The 16,939-nt window shown below is 72.6% G+C and carries 13 protein-coding genes; 9 read left to right on the plus strand and 4 right to left on the minus strand.

What is annotated here, in order from left to right:
* Positions 1 to 149: 149 nt before the first annotated feature.
* A complete protein-coding gene (gene mmpA / locus ALMP_RS43815; protein ID WP_264937660.1) occupies positions 150 to 296 on the plus strand; it encodes a morphogenic membrane protein MmpA in 147 nt (48 codons plus the stop codon).
* Between the two features lie 46 nt (positions 297 to 342).
* On the opposite strand, the gene ALMP_RS43820 is transcribed toward mmpA, so the two are convergent.
* On the minus strand, positions 343 to 1,521 hold the full coding sequence (locus tag ALMP_RS43820) for a trans-acting enoyl reductase family protein (RefSeq protein WP_264937661.1): 1,179 nt from the start codon (positions 1,519 to 1,521) through the stop codon (positions 343 to 345).
* 91 nt (positions 1,522 to 1,612) lie between these two features.
* Between ALMP_RS43820 and ALMP_RS43825 the strand changes: the two genes are divergently transcribed.
* The 4 genes from ALMP_RS43825 (at position 1,613) to ALMP_RS43840 (ending at position 6,778) form a co-directional block, all read left to right on the plus strand.
* Entirely contained in the window at positions 1,613 to 1,993 is a 381-nt protein-coding gene (locus tag ALMP_RS43825; protein ID WP_264937662.1) for an MmcQ/YjbR family DNA-binding protein, read from the plus strand.
* Between the two features lie 167 nt (positions 1,994 to 2,160).
* A complete protein-coding gene (locus ALMP_RS43830) occupies positions 2,161 to 3,351 on the plus strand; it encodes a CaiB/BaiF CoA-transferase family protein (RefSeq protein WP_264937663.1) in 1,191 nt (396 codons plus the stop codon).
* Positions 3,348 to 4,562: an acetyl-CoA C-acetyltransferase gene (locus ALMP_RS43835; protein ID WP_264937664.1), complete on the plus strand. Its 1,215-nt coding sequence runs from the start codon at positions 3,348 to 3,350 to the stop codon at positions 4,560 to 4,562. Before ALMP_RS43830 ends, ALMP_RS43835 begins: the two co-directional genes overlap by 4 nt.
* Positions 4,563 to 4,603: 41 nt before the next feature.
* On the plus strand, positions 4,604 to 6,778 hold the full coding sequence (locus tag ALMP_RS43840; protein WP_264937665.1) for a 3-hydroxyacyl-CoA dehydrogenase NAD-binding domain-containing protein: 2,175 nt from the start codon (positions 4,604 to 4,606) through the stop codon (positions 6,776 to 6,778).
* 11 nt (positions 6,779 to 6,789) lie between these two features.
* On the opposite strand, the gene ALMP_RS43845 is transcribed toward ALMP_RS43840, so the two are convergent.
* Positions 6,790 to 7,503 (minus strand): MerR family transcriptional regulator, encoded by a 714-nt coding sequence (locus ALMP_RS43845; RefSeq protein WP_264937666.1) that lies wholly within the window; start codon positions 7,501 to 7,503, stop codon positions 6,790 to 6,792.
* A gap of 243 nt (positions 7,504 to 7,746) precedes the next feature.
* Between ALMP_RS43845 and ALMP_RS43850 the strand changes: the two genes are divergently transcribed.
* Both ALMP_RS43850 and ALMP_RS43855 read left to right on the plus strand, forming a co-directional pair.
* On the plus strand, positions 7,747 to 9,210 hold the full coding sequence (locus tag ALMP_RS43850; RefSeq protein ID WP_264937667.1) for an amino acid permease: 1,464 nt from the start codon (positions 7,747 to 7,749) through the stop codon (positions 9,208 to 9,210).
* 299 nt (positions 9,211 to 9,509) lie between these two features.
* Positions 9,510 to 10,430 carry a PfkB family carbohydrate kinase gene (locus tag ALMP_RS43855; protein ID WP_264937668.1) on the plus strand — a complete coding sequence of 307 codons (921 nt, stop codon included), beginning with the start codon at positions 9,510 to 9,512 and terminating at the stop codon, positions 10,428 to 10,430.
* A gap of 110 nt (positions 10,431 to 10,540) precedes the next feature.
* Here the strand turns inward: ALMP_RS43855 and ALMP_RS43860 are convergent, their stop codons facing one another.
* A complete protein-coding gene (locus ALMP_RS43860) occupies positions 10,541 to 12,094 on the minus strand; it encodes a M1 family metallopeptidase (protein ID WP_264937669.1) in 1,554 nt (517 codons plus the stop codon).
* 200 nt (positions 12,095 to 12,294) lie between these two features.
* Between ALMP_RS43860 and ALMP_RS43865 the strand changes: the two genes are divergently transcribed.
* Positions 12,295 to 14,238, plus strand: a complete 1,944-nt coding sequence (locus tag ALMP_RS43865) for a Xaa-Pro dipeptidyl-peptidase (RefSeq protein ID WP_264937670.1) — start codon at positions 12,295 to 12,297, stop codon at positions 14,236 to 14,238.
* 4 nt (positions 14,239 to 14,242) lie between these two features.
* On the opposite strand, the gene ALMP_RS43870 is transcribed toward ALMP_RS43865, so the two are convergent.
* Positions 14,243 to 15,202 (minus strand): FAD-dependent oxidoreductase, encoded by a 960-nt coding sequence (locus tag ALMP_RS43870; protein ID WP_264937671.1) that lies wholly within the window; start codon positions 15,200 to 15,202, stop codon positions 14,243 to 14,245.
* A 79-nt stretch (positions 15,203 to 15,281) separates the two neighbouring features.
* Between ALMP_RS43870 and ALMP_RS43875 the strand changes: the two genes are divergently transcribed.
* Positions 15,282 to 16,922, plus strand: a complete 1,641-nt coding sequence (locus ALMP_RS43875) for an ABC-F family ATP-binding cassette domain-containing protein (protein ID WP_264937672.1) — start codon at positions 15,282 to 15,284, stop codon at positions 16,920 to 16,922.
* Positions 16,923 to 16,939 lie beyond the last annotated feature (17 nt).

A 16,939-nucleotide genomic window follows, 5' to 3' on the forward strand; every position in this document is an offset into this window, starting at 1 on the left:
TCGCCGGCGGCGCCTTCCACGACTGGAAACCGGGTCGACGCCCCTCGCCGGCGGCGCCCTCCACGGCGCACCGCACGCGGCCTCTGAGTACGGCGTCTGAGTATCTGTACGGATGTCACGGCCCGCGACGGCCCGGCAGGCTGACCCGCATGACGACGCACCGTTCCCCCAAGCCCCTCGCCGACCCCGACCGGCCCGTGGAGCGCGCCGTGAACGCCGCGCTGGTCCTCGCCGTCCTCGCGGGGCTGGGCTGGATCGTCGGGATGATCTACACCCTGGTCGAGTGGCCGATCTGAGACCGCGCCGCCCGAGGGGCCGGTCCAAGGTGCGGTGGGGGAGCGGTCAGCGGCTCGCGGCGACCCGGAAGCGGATGCCCGCCGCGCGCAGCCGCTCGGTCAGCGCGTCGCCCATCGCCACCGCCGTGGTGACCTGGCCGGCCGTCTGCGGAAGGTCGTCGAAGACCAGGGCCAGCGCCGCCTCGGCGAACATCTTCGCCGTCTCGTCGTAGCCCGGGTCGCCGCCCGAGACCTCCGTGCACACCCGCCGGCCGCCGCCCTCGCCCACGAACCGGACGGAGAACCAGCTCCGCGCCCGCTTCTCGGCGCTCGGCCCGTCCCCGGGCTTCAGCCGGTCCGACAGCCAGCGCCGGGCCGGCGGCAGCTGTGCCGCCGCGGCCAGCGCCCCGACGGCCGCGACCCCGCCCACGGCGACGGGCAGTCGCCGTACGGCCGCGTAATGGCGGTAGCGGAAGTCGGGGCCGTAGCGCTCCAGCGCCTTCGCGGAGCGGCGCACGATCTGCGGGTCGATCGTCGGCAGCGGCAGCGCCCAGGCCCCGACCTCCGGGGCGAACCGGGGAGCGCCCAGGGGCGCCGCGGCCCGTCGGCCCATCAGGCGCGGCTCGTGCCGGTGCCGCTCGCGCGCGGCGGCCGCCATCTGCCGGCCGCGCGCGAACTGTCCCAGCGCGGAGGCGAAGGTGCCGCCCGAGAAGGTGGCGTCGGCGGTCACGAAACCGTCGACGGTCAGCGGCACGCCCTCCGGCAGCTGCCGGACGGTGAAGTACACGCCGAGGTCGTGCGGGACGGAGTCGAAGCCGCAGGCGTGCAGCAGGCGTGCACCCGTCTCCCGCGCGCGGGCGTCGTGCCGTACATAGGTCAGGTCCACGAACTCCGGCTCGCCGGTGAGGTCGAGGTAGTCGGTACCGGTGTCCGCGCAGGCGGCCACCAGTTCCGCCCCGTACGCCACATAGGGGCCGACCGTCGTCGCGACCACGCGCGCATGCTCGGCGAGGGCCCGCAGTGAGGCCGGGTCCGAGACATCCGCCCGCAGTACGCCGGGCCGCGCGCCGCCGGGCAGCCGGTCGCGCAGCCGCCGCAGCCCGGTCTCGTCGCGGCCGGCGATCGCCCAGCGCAGCTCCTCGGGCGCGTGCGCGGCGAGGTACTCCGCGGTGAGCGTCCCGACGAAGCCGGTGGCTCCGAAGAGCACGATGTCGTACGGACGGTCCGTCCTTTTCAGCCTGCTCATGACACCCCTTGGTCGTGCAGCCCGCGCCGCTGTCGGTGGCTGAGGCTAGCGTGAGGAGTACGGAGCCCGACGACGAGCCCGGAGGCAGCAGGTGGCCGTGGACAGGAACGCCCTGAGAAAATGGGGGAAGGTGCGCGCGTTCGCACTCGGTCTGCCGGGCGCGACCGAGGAGTTCCCCTGGGGCGAGACGGTCGCCAAGGTCAACAAGAAGGTGTTCGTCTTCCTCGGCGTCGACGACGGCAGCTATCCGCTCGGTGTCACCGTCAAGCTCCGGGACGACACCGCCCACGCCCACGCGCTGGCCTCCCCGGGCGCCGAGCCCGCCGGGTACGGCCTCGGCAAGTCGGGCTGGGTGAGCGTCCCGCTGGAGCGCGAGGGCGCACCCGCGGCCGAGCTGCTGTGCGACTGGGTGGAGGAGAGCTACCGCACCATCGCACCCAAACGGCTCATAGCGGAGCTGGACGCCCGATGACGGCGGCCCCCTGACAGGACTGACAGGCCTGGCAGGGCTGACATGACTGAAAGGACCGACAGGACCGCAAGGACTGGCCAAGCGCTTGCTCGCCCACGTCTTGTTCACCGGGACGGGTTCCTAGCATCATTGGTGTTACATCGGTTGTGTCACAGCAAGGGGGCTGGATGACAACGGCAGGCACGGCAGGTGCCACGGGCACGCCCGGTCACGGCCCGCTCGCCGGTGTGCGCGTGGTCGAACTCGCCGGCATCGGACCGGGCCCCTTCGCGGCCATGCTCCTCGCCGACCTCGGCGCCGACGTCGTACGCGTCGACCGTCCCGGCGGCCCCTCCCTCGCCATCGACCCGGCCCACGACATCACCAACCGCAACAAGCGCTCGGTGATCGTCGACCTCAAGGCACCGGACGGCCCCGCGCGCGTGCTCGACCTCGCCGCCCGCGCCGACGTGCTGATCGAGGGAAACCGCCCGGGCGTCGCCGAACGCCTCGGCGTCGGCCCCGAGGACTGCCACGCCCGCAACCCCCGGCTCGTCTACGGCCGTATGACCGGCTGGGGCCAGGACGGTCCCCTCGCGGCCCGGGCCGGCCACGACATCGCCTACATCGCGCTCACCGGCACCCTCGGCCTGATCGGCGCCCCCGGCACGCCACCGCCCGCCCCCGCCAACCTGCTCGGCGACTACGCGGGCGGCTCCCTCTACCTCGTCGTCGGCGTCCTCGCCGCCCTCCACCACGCGCGCGCCACCGGCACCGGCCAGGTCGTCGACGCCGCCATCGTCGACGGCACCGCCCACCTCTCCGCCATGCTCCACGGCATGCTCGCCGCCGGAGGCTGGCAGGACCGCCGCGCCGCCAACCTCCTCGACGGCGGCTGCCCCTACTACGGCACCTACGAGACCGCCGACGGCGGACACATGGCCGTCGGCGCGCTGGAGCCGCAGTTCTACGACGAGTTCGTGCGGCTGCTGGGCGTGGAGGAGTTCGCCGGCGCCCGCAAGGACCCGGCCCGCTGGGGCGAGCTGCGCGAGGCCGTGGCCGCCCGCTTCAAGTCCCGCACCCGCGCCGAGTGGACGGCCGTCTTCGAGGGCACCGACGCGTGCGTGGCGCCCGTGCTGTCGCTGCGCGAGGCCCCGCACCACCCGCACCTGGCGGCCCGCGCCACCTTCACCGACCACGGCGGCATCACGCAGCCCGCCCCCGCACCCCGCTTCTCCGCGACCCCCACCGCCGTCCGGGGCGCTCCCGCCCGGCCCGGTGCCGACACGGCGGAGGTGGCACGCGACTGGGACGTGCCCCGCCTCGTCCGCCCCCGAGACCCTCAGCAGCCCGACCCTCACCGAAAGGCCTCCCCGTGAGCACCGAAGCGTACGTGTACGACGCGATCCGCACCCCGCGCGGACGCGGCAAGGCGAACGGCGCCCTGCACGGAACGAAGCCCATCGACCTCGTCGTGGGCCTCATCCACGAGCTGCGCGACCGCTTCCCGGACCTCGACCCGGCCGCGGTCGACGACATCGTCCTCGGCGTCGTCGGCCCCGTGGGCGACCAGGGCTCCGACATCGCGCGGATCGCCGCGATCGCCGCCGGGCTGCCGGACACGGTGGCGGGCGTGCAGGAGAACCGCTTCTGTGCGTCGGGCCTGGAGGCCGTCAACCTGGCCGCCGTGAAGGTCCGCTCGGGCTGGGAGGACCTCGTCCTCGCGGGCGGAGTGGAGTCGATGTCCCGGGTGCCGATGGCCTCCGACGGCGGCGCCTGGTTCAACGACCCGATGACCAACCTCGCCGTGAACTTCGTGCCGCAGGGCATCGGCGCCGACCTCATCGCCACCGTCGAGGGCTTCTCCCGGCGGGACGTCGACGAGTACGCGGCCCTGTCGCAGGAGCGGGCGGCCACGGCCTGGAAGGAGGGCCGGTTCGACCGCTCGGTCGTACCGGTGCGGGACCGCAACGGCCTCGTCGTCCTCGACCACGACGAGCACATGCGCCCCGGCACCACCGCCGACTCGCTCGCCAAGCTGAAGCCCTCCTTCGCCGACATCGGCGACCTGGGCGGCTTCGACGCCGTCGCCCTGCAGAAGTACCACTGGGTGGAGAAGATCGACCACGTCCACCACGCGGGCAACTCCTCCGGCATCGTCGACGGCGCCTCCCTCGTGGCCATCGGCTCCCGGGAGGTCGGCGAGCGGTACGGGCTCGCCCCGCGCGCGCGGATCGTCTCCGCCGCCGTCTCCGGCTCCGAGCCCACCATCATGCTCACCGGACCCGCCCCCGCCACCCGCAAGGCCCTCGCCAAGGCCGGCCTGACCATCGACGACATCGACCTCGTCGAGATCAACGAAGCCTTCGCGGCGGTCGTCCTGCGCTTCGTGAAGGACATGGGCCTGTCCCTGGACAAGGTCAACGTCAACGGCGGCGCCATCGCCCTCGGTCACCCCCTCGGCGCCACCGGCGCGATGATCCTCGGCTCGCTCGTCGACGAACTGGAGCGTCAGGACAAGCGCTACGGCCTCGCCACCCTCTGCGTGGGCGGCGGCATGGGCATCGCCACGATCGTCGAACGCGTCTGAACACCCCGGCGGAACCACCAGACTTCTACGGAGACCCTGTCATGACACAGAGCACCACCATCCGCTGGGAACAGGACCGCACCGGCCTCGTCACCCTCGTCCTGGACGACCCCGACCAGTCCGCGAACACCATGAACCAGGCGTTCCGCGCCTCGCTCGCCGTGGTCACCGACCGCCTGGAGGCCGAGAAGGACACCATCCGGGGCGTCATCATCACCTCCGCCAAGAAGACCTTCTTCGCCGGCGGCGACCTGCGCGACCTGATCCGCGTCACCCCCGAGACCGCCCAGGAACTCCTCGACGGCGGCCTGGAGATCAAGCGCAACCTCCGCCGCATCGAGACCCTCGGCAAGCCGGTCGTCGCCGCCCTCAACGGCGCCGCCCTGGGCGGCGGCTACGAACTCGCCCTGGCCTGCCACCACCGCGTCGCCCTCGACGCCCCCGGCTCCAAGATCGGCTGCCCCGAGGTCACCCTCGGCCTGCTCCCCGGAGGCGGCGGCGTGGTGCGCACCGTGCGCCTGCTGGGCATCGCCGACGCCCTCCTCAAGGTCCTTCTCCAGGGCACCCAGTACAGCCCCCGGCGCGCCCTGGAGAACGGCCTGATCCACGAGGTCGCCGACTCGCCCGAGGACATGCTCGCCAAGGCCCGCGCCTTCATCGACGCCAACCCCGAGTCGCAGCAGCCCTGGGACAAGCCGGGCTACCGCATTCCCGGCGGCACCCCGTCGAACCCGAAGTTCGCGGCCAACCTGCCGGCCTTCCCCGCCACGCTGCGCAAGCAGACCAACGGCGCCCCCTACCCGGCCCCGCGCAACATCCTCGCCGCGGCCGTCGAGGGCGCCCAGGTCGACTTCGAGACCGCACAGGTCATCGAGGCCCGCTACTTCGTGGAGCTGGCCGCAGGCCAGACCTCGAAGAACATGATCCAGGCCTTCTTCTTCGACCTCCAGGCCGTCAACTCCGGCGCCAACCGCCCCCGGGGCATCGAGCCCCGCCAGGTCCGCAAGGTGGCCGTCCTCGGCGCCGGGATGATGGGCGCGGGCATCGCCTACTCGTGCGCCCGCGCGGGCATCGACGTCGTCCTGAAGGACGTCTCCCTCGAGGCGGCCGTCAAGGGCAAGGGCTACTCCGAGAAGCTGTGCGCCAAGGCCGTCTCCCGGGGCCGCACCACCCAGGAGAAGGCCGACGCGCTGCTCGCCCGCATCACGCCCACCGCCGACGCGCAGGACCTCGCCGGCTGCGACGCCGTCATCGAGGCCGTGTTCGAGGACGCCTCCCTCAAGCACAAGGTCTTCCAGGAGATCCAGCACGTCGTCGCCCCCGACGCCCTGCTGTGCTCCAACACCTCCACCCTCCCCATCACCGCCCTCGCCGAAGGCGTCGAGCGTCAGAGCGACTTCATCGGGCTGCACTTCTTCTCGCCCGTCGACAAGATGCCGCTCGTCGAGATCATCAAGGGTGAGCGCACCGGCGAGGAGGCGCTCGCGCGCGCCTTCGACCTGGTCCGGCAGATCAAGAAGACCCCGATCGTCGTCAACGACTCGCGCGGCTTCTTCACCTCACGTGTCATCGGCCACTTCCTCAACGAGGGCGTCGCCATGGTCGGCGAGGGCATCGCGCCCGCGTCCGTCGAACAGGCCGCCGCGCAGGCCGGCTACCCGGCGAAGGTCCTCTCCCTCATGGACGAGCTGACGCTCACCCTGCCGCGCAAGATCCGGGCCGAGTCCAAGCGCGCCGTCGAGGAGGCGGGCGGCACCTGGCAGGCGCACCCGGCCGAGGCCGTCATCGACCGCATGGTCGACGAGTTCGGCCGCACCGGCCGCAGCGGCGGCGCCGGCTTCTACGACTACGCCGACGGCAAGCGGGCGGGTCTGTGGCCGGGCCTGCGCGAGCACTTCACCCGGGAGGGCGCCGAGATCCCGTTCAGGGACATGCAGGAGCGCATGCTCTTCGCCGAGGCCCTCGACACCGTCCGGCTGCTGGAGGAAGGCGTCCTGACGTCCGTCGCCGACGCCAACATCGGCTCCCTCTTCGGCATCGGCTTCCCCGGCTGGACCGGCGGTGTCCTCCAGTACATCAACGGCTACGACGGAGGCCTGCCCGGCTTCGTGGCACGCGCGCGTGAGCTCGCCGAACGCTACGGCGACCGTTTCACGCCGCCCGCGCTGCTGGTGGACAAGGCGCAGAAGGGGGAGACCTTCACCGACGGGCGCTGAGCCACCGCACGTCAGGGGGAGCCGTCCGCGGGCGGCTCCCCGAGCCACACCCGCAGCTCCGTGCGCAGCGAACGCTGGAACGTGGTCAGCAGTGCCTCCACGACCAGCGGCTGCATGTGCGCGGACAGCGACTTCACGTCCTGCGCGCCGCGCTCGGCCACCGCCTCCCGCAGCAGCCGCGACAGTTCGCGTGCCGCCGTGCGCGAGTGCTCCAGCAGCACCTCGCGCGCCGCGAGGACCACGTCCTGCGACAGCGGTACGTCGAGCAGCTCGACGCCGAGCCGGAGCAGCCCCGCGTCGACACGGAACGATCCGTCCTCACCCGCGACGATCTCCATGGCGGCGAGCCGCTCGACGTCCTCGTCGGTCAGTCGCCGTCCCGCCAGCCGGTCCAGTTCCTCCCGCGTCACCGTCTCCACCGTCTCGGGCGCCCAGGAGGCCACCACCGCGCGATGGAGAGCGAGGTCGTGCGCGTCCAGACCGGGTGGCAGCCGGTGCAGATAGCGCTCGATCGCCGCGAGCGTCATGCCCTGCCGCTGGAGCTGCTCTATCAGCGCCAGACGTGCCAGGTGCCGCGGACCGTAGTGCCCCACCCGGCGCGGGCCGATGACCGGCGGCGGCAGCAGACCCTTGGTGCTGTAGAAGCGGACCGTACGCACCGTGACCCCCGCGCGGGCGGCCAGCTCGTCGACCGTGAGGGTCGGCTCCTCGGTCTCGATCGTCATGTGCAGCAGTATCGCTGTCGCACCAGCGCTGTGACACCCGGCGGGAGGGACTGCGGGGACGGCAGGGAGGTCCGGTGCGGACCATGTGAGAAGCAACGCTCTGTGATGTGAACCACCGCATGATCGTGGAGCCCTCTGGGAAGCTGCTGCCTTGGTCTGTGCCCCGACCCGGGAGCCGCCGGCCATGACCGTACGGACACCCGGGCGCACAACGCCCGGGCGCACCAGAGAGTGGAACCACCCGTGAGCAAGGACACCGTGCACACGGCCGAGGTCGCCGCCCACCCCCAGGCGACCGCGATGCCCGCGGACGCGGGCGACGCCGGCTACAGCAAGGGCCTCAAGCACCGCCACGTCAACATGATCGCCATCGGCGGTGCCATCGGCACCGGCCTCTTCCTGGGCGCGGGAGGGCGCCTGCACAACGCGGGACCGGCGCTCGCGCTCGCCTACCTCGTCTGTGGCGTCTTCGCCTTCTTCGTCGTCCGAGCCCTCGGCGAGCTGGTCCTGTACCGGCCGTCGTCCGGGTCGTTCGTGTCGTACGCGCGCGAGTTCCTCGGCGAGAAGGGCGCCTATGTCGCCGGCTGGATGTACTTCCTGAACTGGTCGACGACCGGCATCGCCGACATCACCGCCATCGCGCTGTACACGCACTACTGGAGCATGTTCACGAGCATTCCCCAGTGGGTGCTCGCGCTGATCGCGCTCGCCGTGGTGCTGGCCGTGAACCTCATCTCGGTGAAGATCTTCGGCGAGATGGAGTTCTGGTTCGCGATCGTCAAGGTCGCCACCCTCGTCGCCTTCATGTGCGTCGGCATTTTCCTGCTCGCCACCCAGCACGAGGTCGGCGGCGGGACGCCCGGCCTGCATGTGATCACCGACAACGGCGGCGTCTTCCCGCACGGCCTGATGCCCGTCGTCCTCGTCATGCAGGGCGTGATCTTCGCGTACGCCGCCCTGGAGCTGGTCGGCGTCGCCGCGGGCGAGACCGCCGAACCGCACAAGGTCGTCCCGCGCGCGGTGAACTCGATCATGTGGCGCGTGGGCCTCTTCTACGTCGGCTCGGTCGTCCTGCTCGCCCTCCTGCTGCCCGGCTCGGTCTACTCGGCCGACGAGAGCCCCTTCGTCACCGTCCTGTCGAAGATCGGCGTCTCCGGCGCCGGCGACGTGATGAACCTGGTCGTCCTCACCGCCGCCATGTCGTCCCTGAACTCCGGCCTGTACTCCACCGGCCGCATCCTGCGCTCCATGGCCATGGCGGGCTCCGCCCCGAAGTTCACCGCCCGCATGAACCGCAGCCAGGTCCCCTACGGCGGCATCCTGCTGACCTGCGGGGTCTGCGTCCTCGGCGTCGGCCTGAACTTCCTCATGCCGGACCAGGCCTTCGAGATCGTGCTGAACGTCGCCTCCCTCGGCATCATCAGCACCTGGGTGATCATCATGGTCTGCCACCTGGTCTTCGTCCGCCGCGCCAAGGCGGGCCTCCTCGCCCGACCCTCCTTCCGCCTCCCCGGCACCCCGGTCACGGAGGTCGCCACGATCGCCTTCCTGCTGGTCTGCCTCGGCATGATGTGGAACGACCCCGAGGTCGGCCGCAAGACCCTCCTCCTCATCCCGGTGATCGCCGCCGCCCTCGTCGGCGGCTGGTTCGCCGTCCGCCGCCGGGCGGCGAGCGCGGACCAGCAGCCCGCCGGCCTCACGAAGTAGCAGACGGGGCCTCTGCGGTGCGGTGATGCCCCGCGCCCCGAAGGGGCGCGGGGCATCCGCGCGACCAGCCACCCACGACCGGTGCACACCCACGATCGAAGGCCCCCGGCGCCAGTACCGGCGCCGGAACAACGGAGCGACCGCCCGCCGCACCGGCGCAGCACGAACCGGCTCCATCCAGCGGAGCGATAAGCTGCGGCCCGGCCGGCGGCAAGTGGTCCCGGATCGAGCCGCTCGTCATCGAGCGGCTCGGCAAGCGGGATCGCGGTCACGGTCCACGACCATGGGGAGGGCCGGAGTTGAGCCGTGACATCGACGTCCTGGTGCTGGGCGGCGCGGGCGTGGACACCATCGTGTACGTCCCCGAGCTGCCGCTTCCGTACGCCGACAGCTACATGATCGACAGCGGGATCCGCCCCCGCGCGGGACAGACCGGGGACTTCATGGCCCTGGGGCTCAGCGCGCTCGGCCTGCGCACCCACCACCTGGACTTCGTCGGCGACGACCCCGAGGGCGACCTGGTCCGCGCCCTGCACCGCGACCACGGCATCGCCCTCACGGAGATCCCGCAGCCCGCCGGCACCAAGCGCGCGGTCAACCTGGTCGGCCCCGACGGCCGGCGCCTGTCCCTGTACGACACGAGCCGCGCCCACCCGGACGACCGCTTCCCGGAGGACACCCTGCGGGCCCTGGCCGCACGGAGCCGCCACGCGCACGTGTCCATCACCCACCCCTGCGCCCACGCCCTGCCCGTGCTCGCCGAGGCCGGCGTGACCCTCTCCACCGACCTGCACAACTGGGACGGCGAGAACCCCTACCACGAGGCCTTCGCGTACGCCGCGGACGTCGTCCTCCTCTCCGCGACCGCCCTCACCGACCCCGAGGCGACCGCGCGCCGCATCGCCCGTCACGGCCGCGCCGAGATCGTCGTCGTCACGGCCGGCGCCGAAGGCGCGTACCTCCTGGCCGACGGCGAGCTGACCCACGTCCCGCCCGCCGTGCCGCCCGGGCCGGTGGTCGACTCCAACGGCGCGGGCGACGCCTTCGCCGCCGCCTTCCTCTACGGCCGCCTCACCGGCGAACCCGCGCTGCGCTGCGCCGTGTACGGCACGGTGGCCGGCGCCCACGCCTGCACGGTGCCGTCCACGCGCAGCGCGGCCCTGACAGACGACGAACTCCTGGCGGGCGTCGCCGCCGTGGAGGCGACGGCGCCGCGCTAGCCGGCCGTGACCGCCGCCGTCAGGACCGCTCCTTCACGAGGTGCCGCCGTGCGGGCCGCGGACCGGACGGGAGTCCCGGGGGCGCGACGGCGCGGCAGCGGGGCGTGGGCTCAGTGCTCGTGCTCGTGCTCCTGCGCGTCCTGCTCCTGAGCGTCGTGCGCGTCGTGCTCGTGTTCGTGCACACCGTTCGTCGCCGCGATCTTCTTCCACGACTTCGGCTGCTGCGCGGCCGCCGTCCTGGAGCGGGCGACGGAGGCTTCGGCCGCCGCGGGGGCCGACGGCTTCGACGGCTGGTACAGCCAGGTGTCGAGCAGCGCGCCCAGCGACTTCCCGGACACCTCCTCCGCGTACCGCTGGAAGTCGGCGACGGTCGCGTTGCCGTGCGCGTACTTCTGGGGCCAGCCCTTCAGTATCGCGAAGAACGCCTCGTCACCGATCTCGTTGCGCAGCGCCTGGAGGGCCAGCGCGCCCCGGTCGTACACCGCCAGGTGGAACTGGTTCTCCGGGCCCGGGTCGCCGGGCCTCACCGTCCAGAACGGGTCGTCCGCCGGGCGCGAGGCGTACACGTAGTCCGCGATCTCCTGCGCCGTGCCCTCGCCCTCGTGCTCGGACCACAGCCACTGCGCGTACCGCGCGAAGCCCTCGTTGATCCAGATGTCCCTCCACCCGGCGACGGACACCAGGTCGCCGTACCACTGGTGGGCCAGCTCGTGCACGACCACGGACGTGTTGGAACCGTTCGCGAACTGCCGCGGGCTGTAGAAGGGCCGGGTCTGCGTCTCCAGCGCGTACCCCGTCGTCACGTTCGGCACGTACCCGCCGAGCGCGTTGTAGGGGTAGGGCCCGAAGTACTCGGTCAGCCATTCGGCGATCTCGCCGGTCCGCTCGATGCTGGCCCGTGCCGCGCCCGCGTGGTCGCCGAGGTCCTTGCTGTAGGCGTTGACGACCGGGATGCCGCTCTCGGTCCGGCCCGTCGTGATGTCGAACTTCCCGACCGCGAGCGTGGCCAGATAGGTCGCCTGCGGCTTGTTGGAGCGCCAGCTGAAACGGGTCCAGCCGGCCCGTGAACTCGTCGACTGGAGCGTGCCGTTGGAGATGGCCTGGCTGCCGTCCGGCACCTGCACCGACACGTCGTAGGTGGCCTTGTCCAGCGGGTGGTCGTTGCTGGGGAACCACCACCAGGCCGCCTCGGGTTCGTTGGCGGCGACCCCGCCGTCCGGGGTGCGCAGCCAACTGGTGAAGCCGTACGCCTTCTTCGACGACGGCACCCCGCTGTAGCGCACCACGACGGTGATCGCCGTGCCCTTGGCCAGCGGCGTCTTCGGCGTGATCTCCAGCTCGTGCTCGCCGGACGTGGTGAACGCGGCCTTGGCGCCGTCGACCCGCACCTCGCTGACGTCGAGCAGGAAGTCCAGGTTGAACCGCGACAGGTCCTGCGTGGTGCGGGCCAGCAGCGTCGCCGTACCCTCCAGCCGGTCGGTGGCCGGCTGGTACTTCAGCCGCAGGTCGTAGTGGGAGACGTCGTATCCGCCGTTGCCGTAGGCCGGGTAGTAGGGGTCGCCGATGCCCGGGGCGCCGGGGGAGACGCTCGCGGCCGACGCCGGGATCGCCAGCAGGACGGACGCGGCGGCCACCGCGCCCGGCGCGATGAATCTGCGGTGCACGAAAGCTCCAAGTCGTAGGCGCTGAAGTCGGTTCGGAGCCTATTGACTCCCTGTGCCCCAGGACCTGCCCACCGCCACAGCTGTCACACGATCGCCATTCGGCCGTCATGACCGAACCCTTTCCATGGACGTGATCCGGCCACAGTGGCCGCGCAATCGCCCTCTTCTGCACGTGAGTTGACGCCTGTACCGTCCCGCGCATGCCGAAACGCACGCGCTCGACGATCTGGAGACCGCTCGCGACCACCGCCGTCACCGCCCTGACGGCCGCCCTCCTCACCCCGGCGGCGGCTCACGCCACGCCACGTGAGAGCAAGCCCGTCCACTCGTACGAGAACGCCATCCGCGAGGCCGTCTGGGTGGACACCGGCCTCGACGGCGACGGCGACGGCCGTACCGACCGGGTCGCCGTCGACATCGTCCGCCCCCGTGAACTCGCCGAGAGCGGCCGCAAGGTGCCCGTCATCATGGACGCCAGCCCGTACTACTCCTGCTGCGGACGCGGCAACGAGGGGCAGCGCAAGACGTACGACGCCGCCGGCGACGTCGTGCAGATGCCGCTGTTCTACGACAACTACTTCGTGCCGCGCGGCTACGCCGTCGTCGGCGTCGACCTCGCCGGCACCAACCGCTCCGACGGCTGTGTCGACGTCGGCGGCCGCTCCGACGTCCTCTCCGCGAAAGCCGTCGTCGACTGGCTCAACGGCCGCGCCACCGCGTACACCACCCGCACCGGCGGCACCACCGCCGAGGCGGACTGGACCAACGGCCGGACCGGAATGATCGGCAAGAGCTGGGACGGCACGGTGGCCAACGGCGTCGCCGCCACCGGCGTGCGGGGCCTGCGGACCATCGTCCCGATCAGCGCCATCTCTTCCTGGTACGACTACTACTTCTCCCGGGGCGCCCCGCTGTACGACTCCGGTCCCGACTGGCTCTCGAACCGCGTGAACAGCCCCGACGCCCGCGCCAAGTGCGCCGCGGTCCAGCGGAAACTGGTCGATGGCGCCCCGCGCACCGGCGACTGGACCGGCCTGTGGACCGAACGCGACTACGTCGAGGCCGCGAGCAAGGTGAAGGCGAGCGTCTTCCTCGTCCACGGCATGCAGGACCTCAACGTCCGTATGCAGCACGTCGGCCCGTGGTGGGACGCCCTCGCGAAGAACGGCGTCCCCCGCAAGATCTGGCTCTCCCAGACCGGCCACGTCGACCCCTTCGACTTCCGCCGCGCCACCTGGGTGCGGACCCTGCACCGCTGGTTCGACCACGAACTCCTCGGCTACGACAACGGCATCGACCGCGAACCCATGGCCGACATCGAACGCCACCCCGACCAGTGGGTCACCTCGAAGACCTGGCCGCCGCGCGGCACGTCCACCACGACCCTGCGCCCCGCCCGGGGCACCCAGCCGGGCCTGGGCACGCTCGGCCTGACCCCCGCCCGGGGCACCGAGACCTTCACCGACGACCCGGCACTGAGCGAGACCGACTGGGCCGCCCGGATCGACACGCCGACACCCGACAAGGCCGGCTTCACCACCGGACCCCTCACCGAGGACCTCCGCCTGTCCGGCTCCTCCCGGGTCACCGTGACGGCCACCCCGACCACCACCACGGCCCATCTCTCCGCGGTGCTCGTCGACCTCGGCCCCGACACCATCCGCGACTACGCGGCGAGCGGCGAGGGCATCACCACCCTCACCGAGGGCACCTGCTGGGGCGCGAGCACGCCCGGCGACAGCGCCTGCTTCAAGGAGACGCGGGCCAGGACCACCGACGTCGACCACACCGTGGTCAGCCGCGGCTGGGCCGACCTGGGCACCCACGCCGACCCCGGAAAAGGCCGGCCGCTCACCCCGGGCAGGGCCTACACCATCACCCTCGACCTGGGCGCCACCGACCACGTCGTCCCGGCAGGACACCGCCTCGCCCTGATCGTCGCGGGCACGGACAAGGGCCTCATCGACCCGCCGTCCAGCCGGCCCACGCTGACCCTCGACCTGTCCCGTACCTCGGCCCGCGTCCCGTTCGTCGGCGGCGCCTCGGCGTTCGCCCGCGCCACGGCCGCAGACCCCGCCCCGGCACCGGCGGCCACGCTCCTCGACGGGGTCCGGGCACCCACGCACCCCCGACGGATCCCTTAGGCCCTCAGGAGGGGGCGGCCAGCCCGGCCGCCTCCTCCGCGCACCCCCACGCCACGGTCACCCCGCCACCGCCGTGCCCGTAGTGGTGCACCAGCAGCCGCCCGTCCGGCATCACCTCCCGCTCCAGCCGCACCGCCGGACGCACGGGCCGCAGTCCCACCCGGTGCTCCAGGATCCGTGCCCCGGCGACCTCCGGCCGCAGCGCGGCGCACCGCCGCACGATCCCCTCGGCCACCGCCGGGTCCGGCTCCAGCGACCACGTGTCGTCCTGCGCGGTCCCGCCGAGCAGCAACCGCCCCGGCTGCGGGAAGAGGTAGGCCGGTTCACCGCCGGAGGTGGTGTCCACCAGCCAGGTGCGGATGCCCGGGTTCTCCACCACGACCAACTGCCCGCGCTGCGGCCGTACCGAGGGGTCCGAGGCCAGCTCACGGGCGCCCAGCCCCGCACAGTTCACCACGACCGCGGCGTCGGCCTCCGCCAGAGCGGAGACGGTCCGCTCCTCGATCGTGCCGCCCGCGCGCAACAGCCGCCGGCGCAGCCACGGCAGATGAACCGCCATGTCGATCAGCGGCAGCCGCGCCCACACACCGGTCCCGGCGCCCCCGTACTCCCGCGCCGTGGCCCGGCGCAGTCCGGCCAGCCGGCCGGCCGTCCAGCTCTCCACCTCGGCCGGGTCCGTCCCGCCCATGACGCCCTCGACCAGGCGCACCCCGGTCTCCTCGGGCCGCTCGGCCAGCGCCTCGTACACCTCAAGCGAGCGCAGCGCCCACGCGCGCGCCGACACGAGCGGCTCGACGTGGTACGGCCACCACAGCGCCCCGGCGACCGCGGAGGTGGTCCGCTCCGCCGGGTCGCGCGTCCACACCCGCACCCGGCGGCCCCGCTCGGCGAGGACGACCGCCGTCGCCAGCCCGATGACCCCGCCCCCGACCACGACGACCTCGCCGTTCCGCTGAGTGCTCACGTCCGGACCGTAACCGACGGGCGCCCGGAACCGAACCGGTGCGACCCGGGCGGCGCTCGCCGACTAGGATCCACGGTCTGTGACCGCCACTCTCGTCGCCAAGAACCTCGCCGCCGGGCACGGTGACCGCTCCCTCTTCTCCGGGCTCGACCTCGTCGTGGCCCCCGGAGACGTGATCGGGCTGGTCGGAGCCAACGGCGCGGGCAAGTCCACCCTGCTGAGGCTGCTCGCCGGACTCACCGCGCCCGAGCAGGGCGAGCTGCGGCTGTCCCCGCCGACCGCGACCGTCGGCCACCTGCCGCAGGAGCCGGAGCGGCGCCCGGGCGAGAGCGTGCGGGCGTTCCTCGCCCGCCGCACCGGCGTCGCCGAGGCGCAGCGCGCGATGGACGAGGCCACGCAGGCCCTGGTCGACGGGGCGCCGGGCGCCGACGACGCCTACGCGACGAGCCTGGAGCGCTGGCTGGGCCTGGGCGGCGCGGACCTCGACGAGCGCGCGGAGGAAGTCGCCGGCTCCCTCGGCCTCGGCGTGGACCTCGACCAGCCGATGACCTCCCTCTCCGGCGGTCAGGCCGCCCGCGCCGGCCTCGCCTCCCTGCTGCTCTCCCGCTACGACGTCTTCCTGCTCGACGAGCCCACCAACGACCTCGACCTCGACGGCCTGGAGCGCCTCGAACGCTTCGTGACCGGCCTGCGCGCCGGCACGGTCGTCGTCAGCCACGACCGCGAGTTCCTCACCCGCACCGTCACCAAGGTCCTCGAACTCGACCTCGCCCAGCGGCAGATCAACCTCTACGGCGGCGGCTACGACGCCTACCTGGAGGAACGCGACGTGGCCCGCCGGCACGCCCGGGAGGACTTCGAGGAGTACGCCGACAAGCGGGCCGCCCTGCAGGAGCGCGCGCAGACGCAGCGCGCCTGGATGGACAAGGGCGTGAAGAACGCGCGCCGCAAGGCGGGCAACGACAACGACAAGATCGGCCGCAAGTTCCGCAGCGAGGCCAGCGAGAAGCAGGCCGCGAAAGCGCGCCAGACCCAGCGCATGATCGAACGCCTGGAAGTCGTAGAGGAGCCCCGCAAGGAGTGGGAGCTGCGCATGGAGATCGCGGCCGCCCCGCGCTCCGGCGCGGTCGTGGCGACCCTGCGGGACGCCGAGGTACGGCGCGGCGACTTCGCCCTCGGCCCGGTGTCCCTCCAGATCGACTGGGCGGACCGGGTCGCGGTGACCGGCGCGAACGGCTCCGGCAAGTCGACGCTGCTCGGCGCGCTGCTGGGCCGGGTCCCGCTGGACGCCGGACACGCCGCCCTCGGCTCGGGCGTCCTGGTCGGCGAGGTCGACCAGGCCCGCAAGCTGTTCCACGGCTCCGAGGCCCTGCTCGACGCGTTCTGCGCGGCCGTCCCGGACACCGAACCGGTCGAGGTGCGCACCTTGCTGGCCAAGTTCGGTCTGAAGTCGGACCATGTGCTGCGTCCGGCGGCGACCCTGTCACCGGGCGAACGCACCCGCGCCGCCCTCGCCCTGCTCCAGGGCAGAGGCGTCAACCTCCTCGTCCTCGACGAGCCGACCAACCACCTCGACCTGCCCGCCATCGAGCAGCTGGAGTCCGCGCTCGACGCCTACGAGGGCACCCTGCTCCTGGTCACCCACGACCGGCGCATGCTGGACGCGGTGCACGTCACCCGCCGCCTGGAGGTCGCGGACGGCAAGGTCACCGAACGCTAGCGCCCTCGCGGTCCGGC

The organism is Streptomyces sp. A012304 (genome assembly GCF_026008495.1).
In the GTDB taxonomy this organism is placed as follows: domain Bacteria; phylum Actinomycetota; class Actinomycetes; order Streptomycetales; family Streptomycetaceae; genus Streptomyces.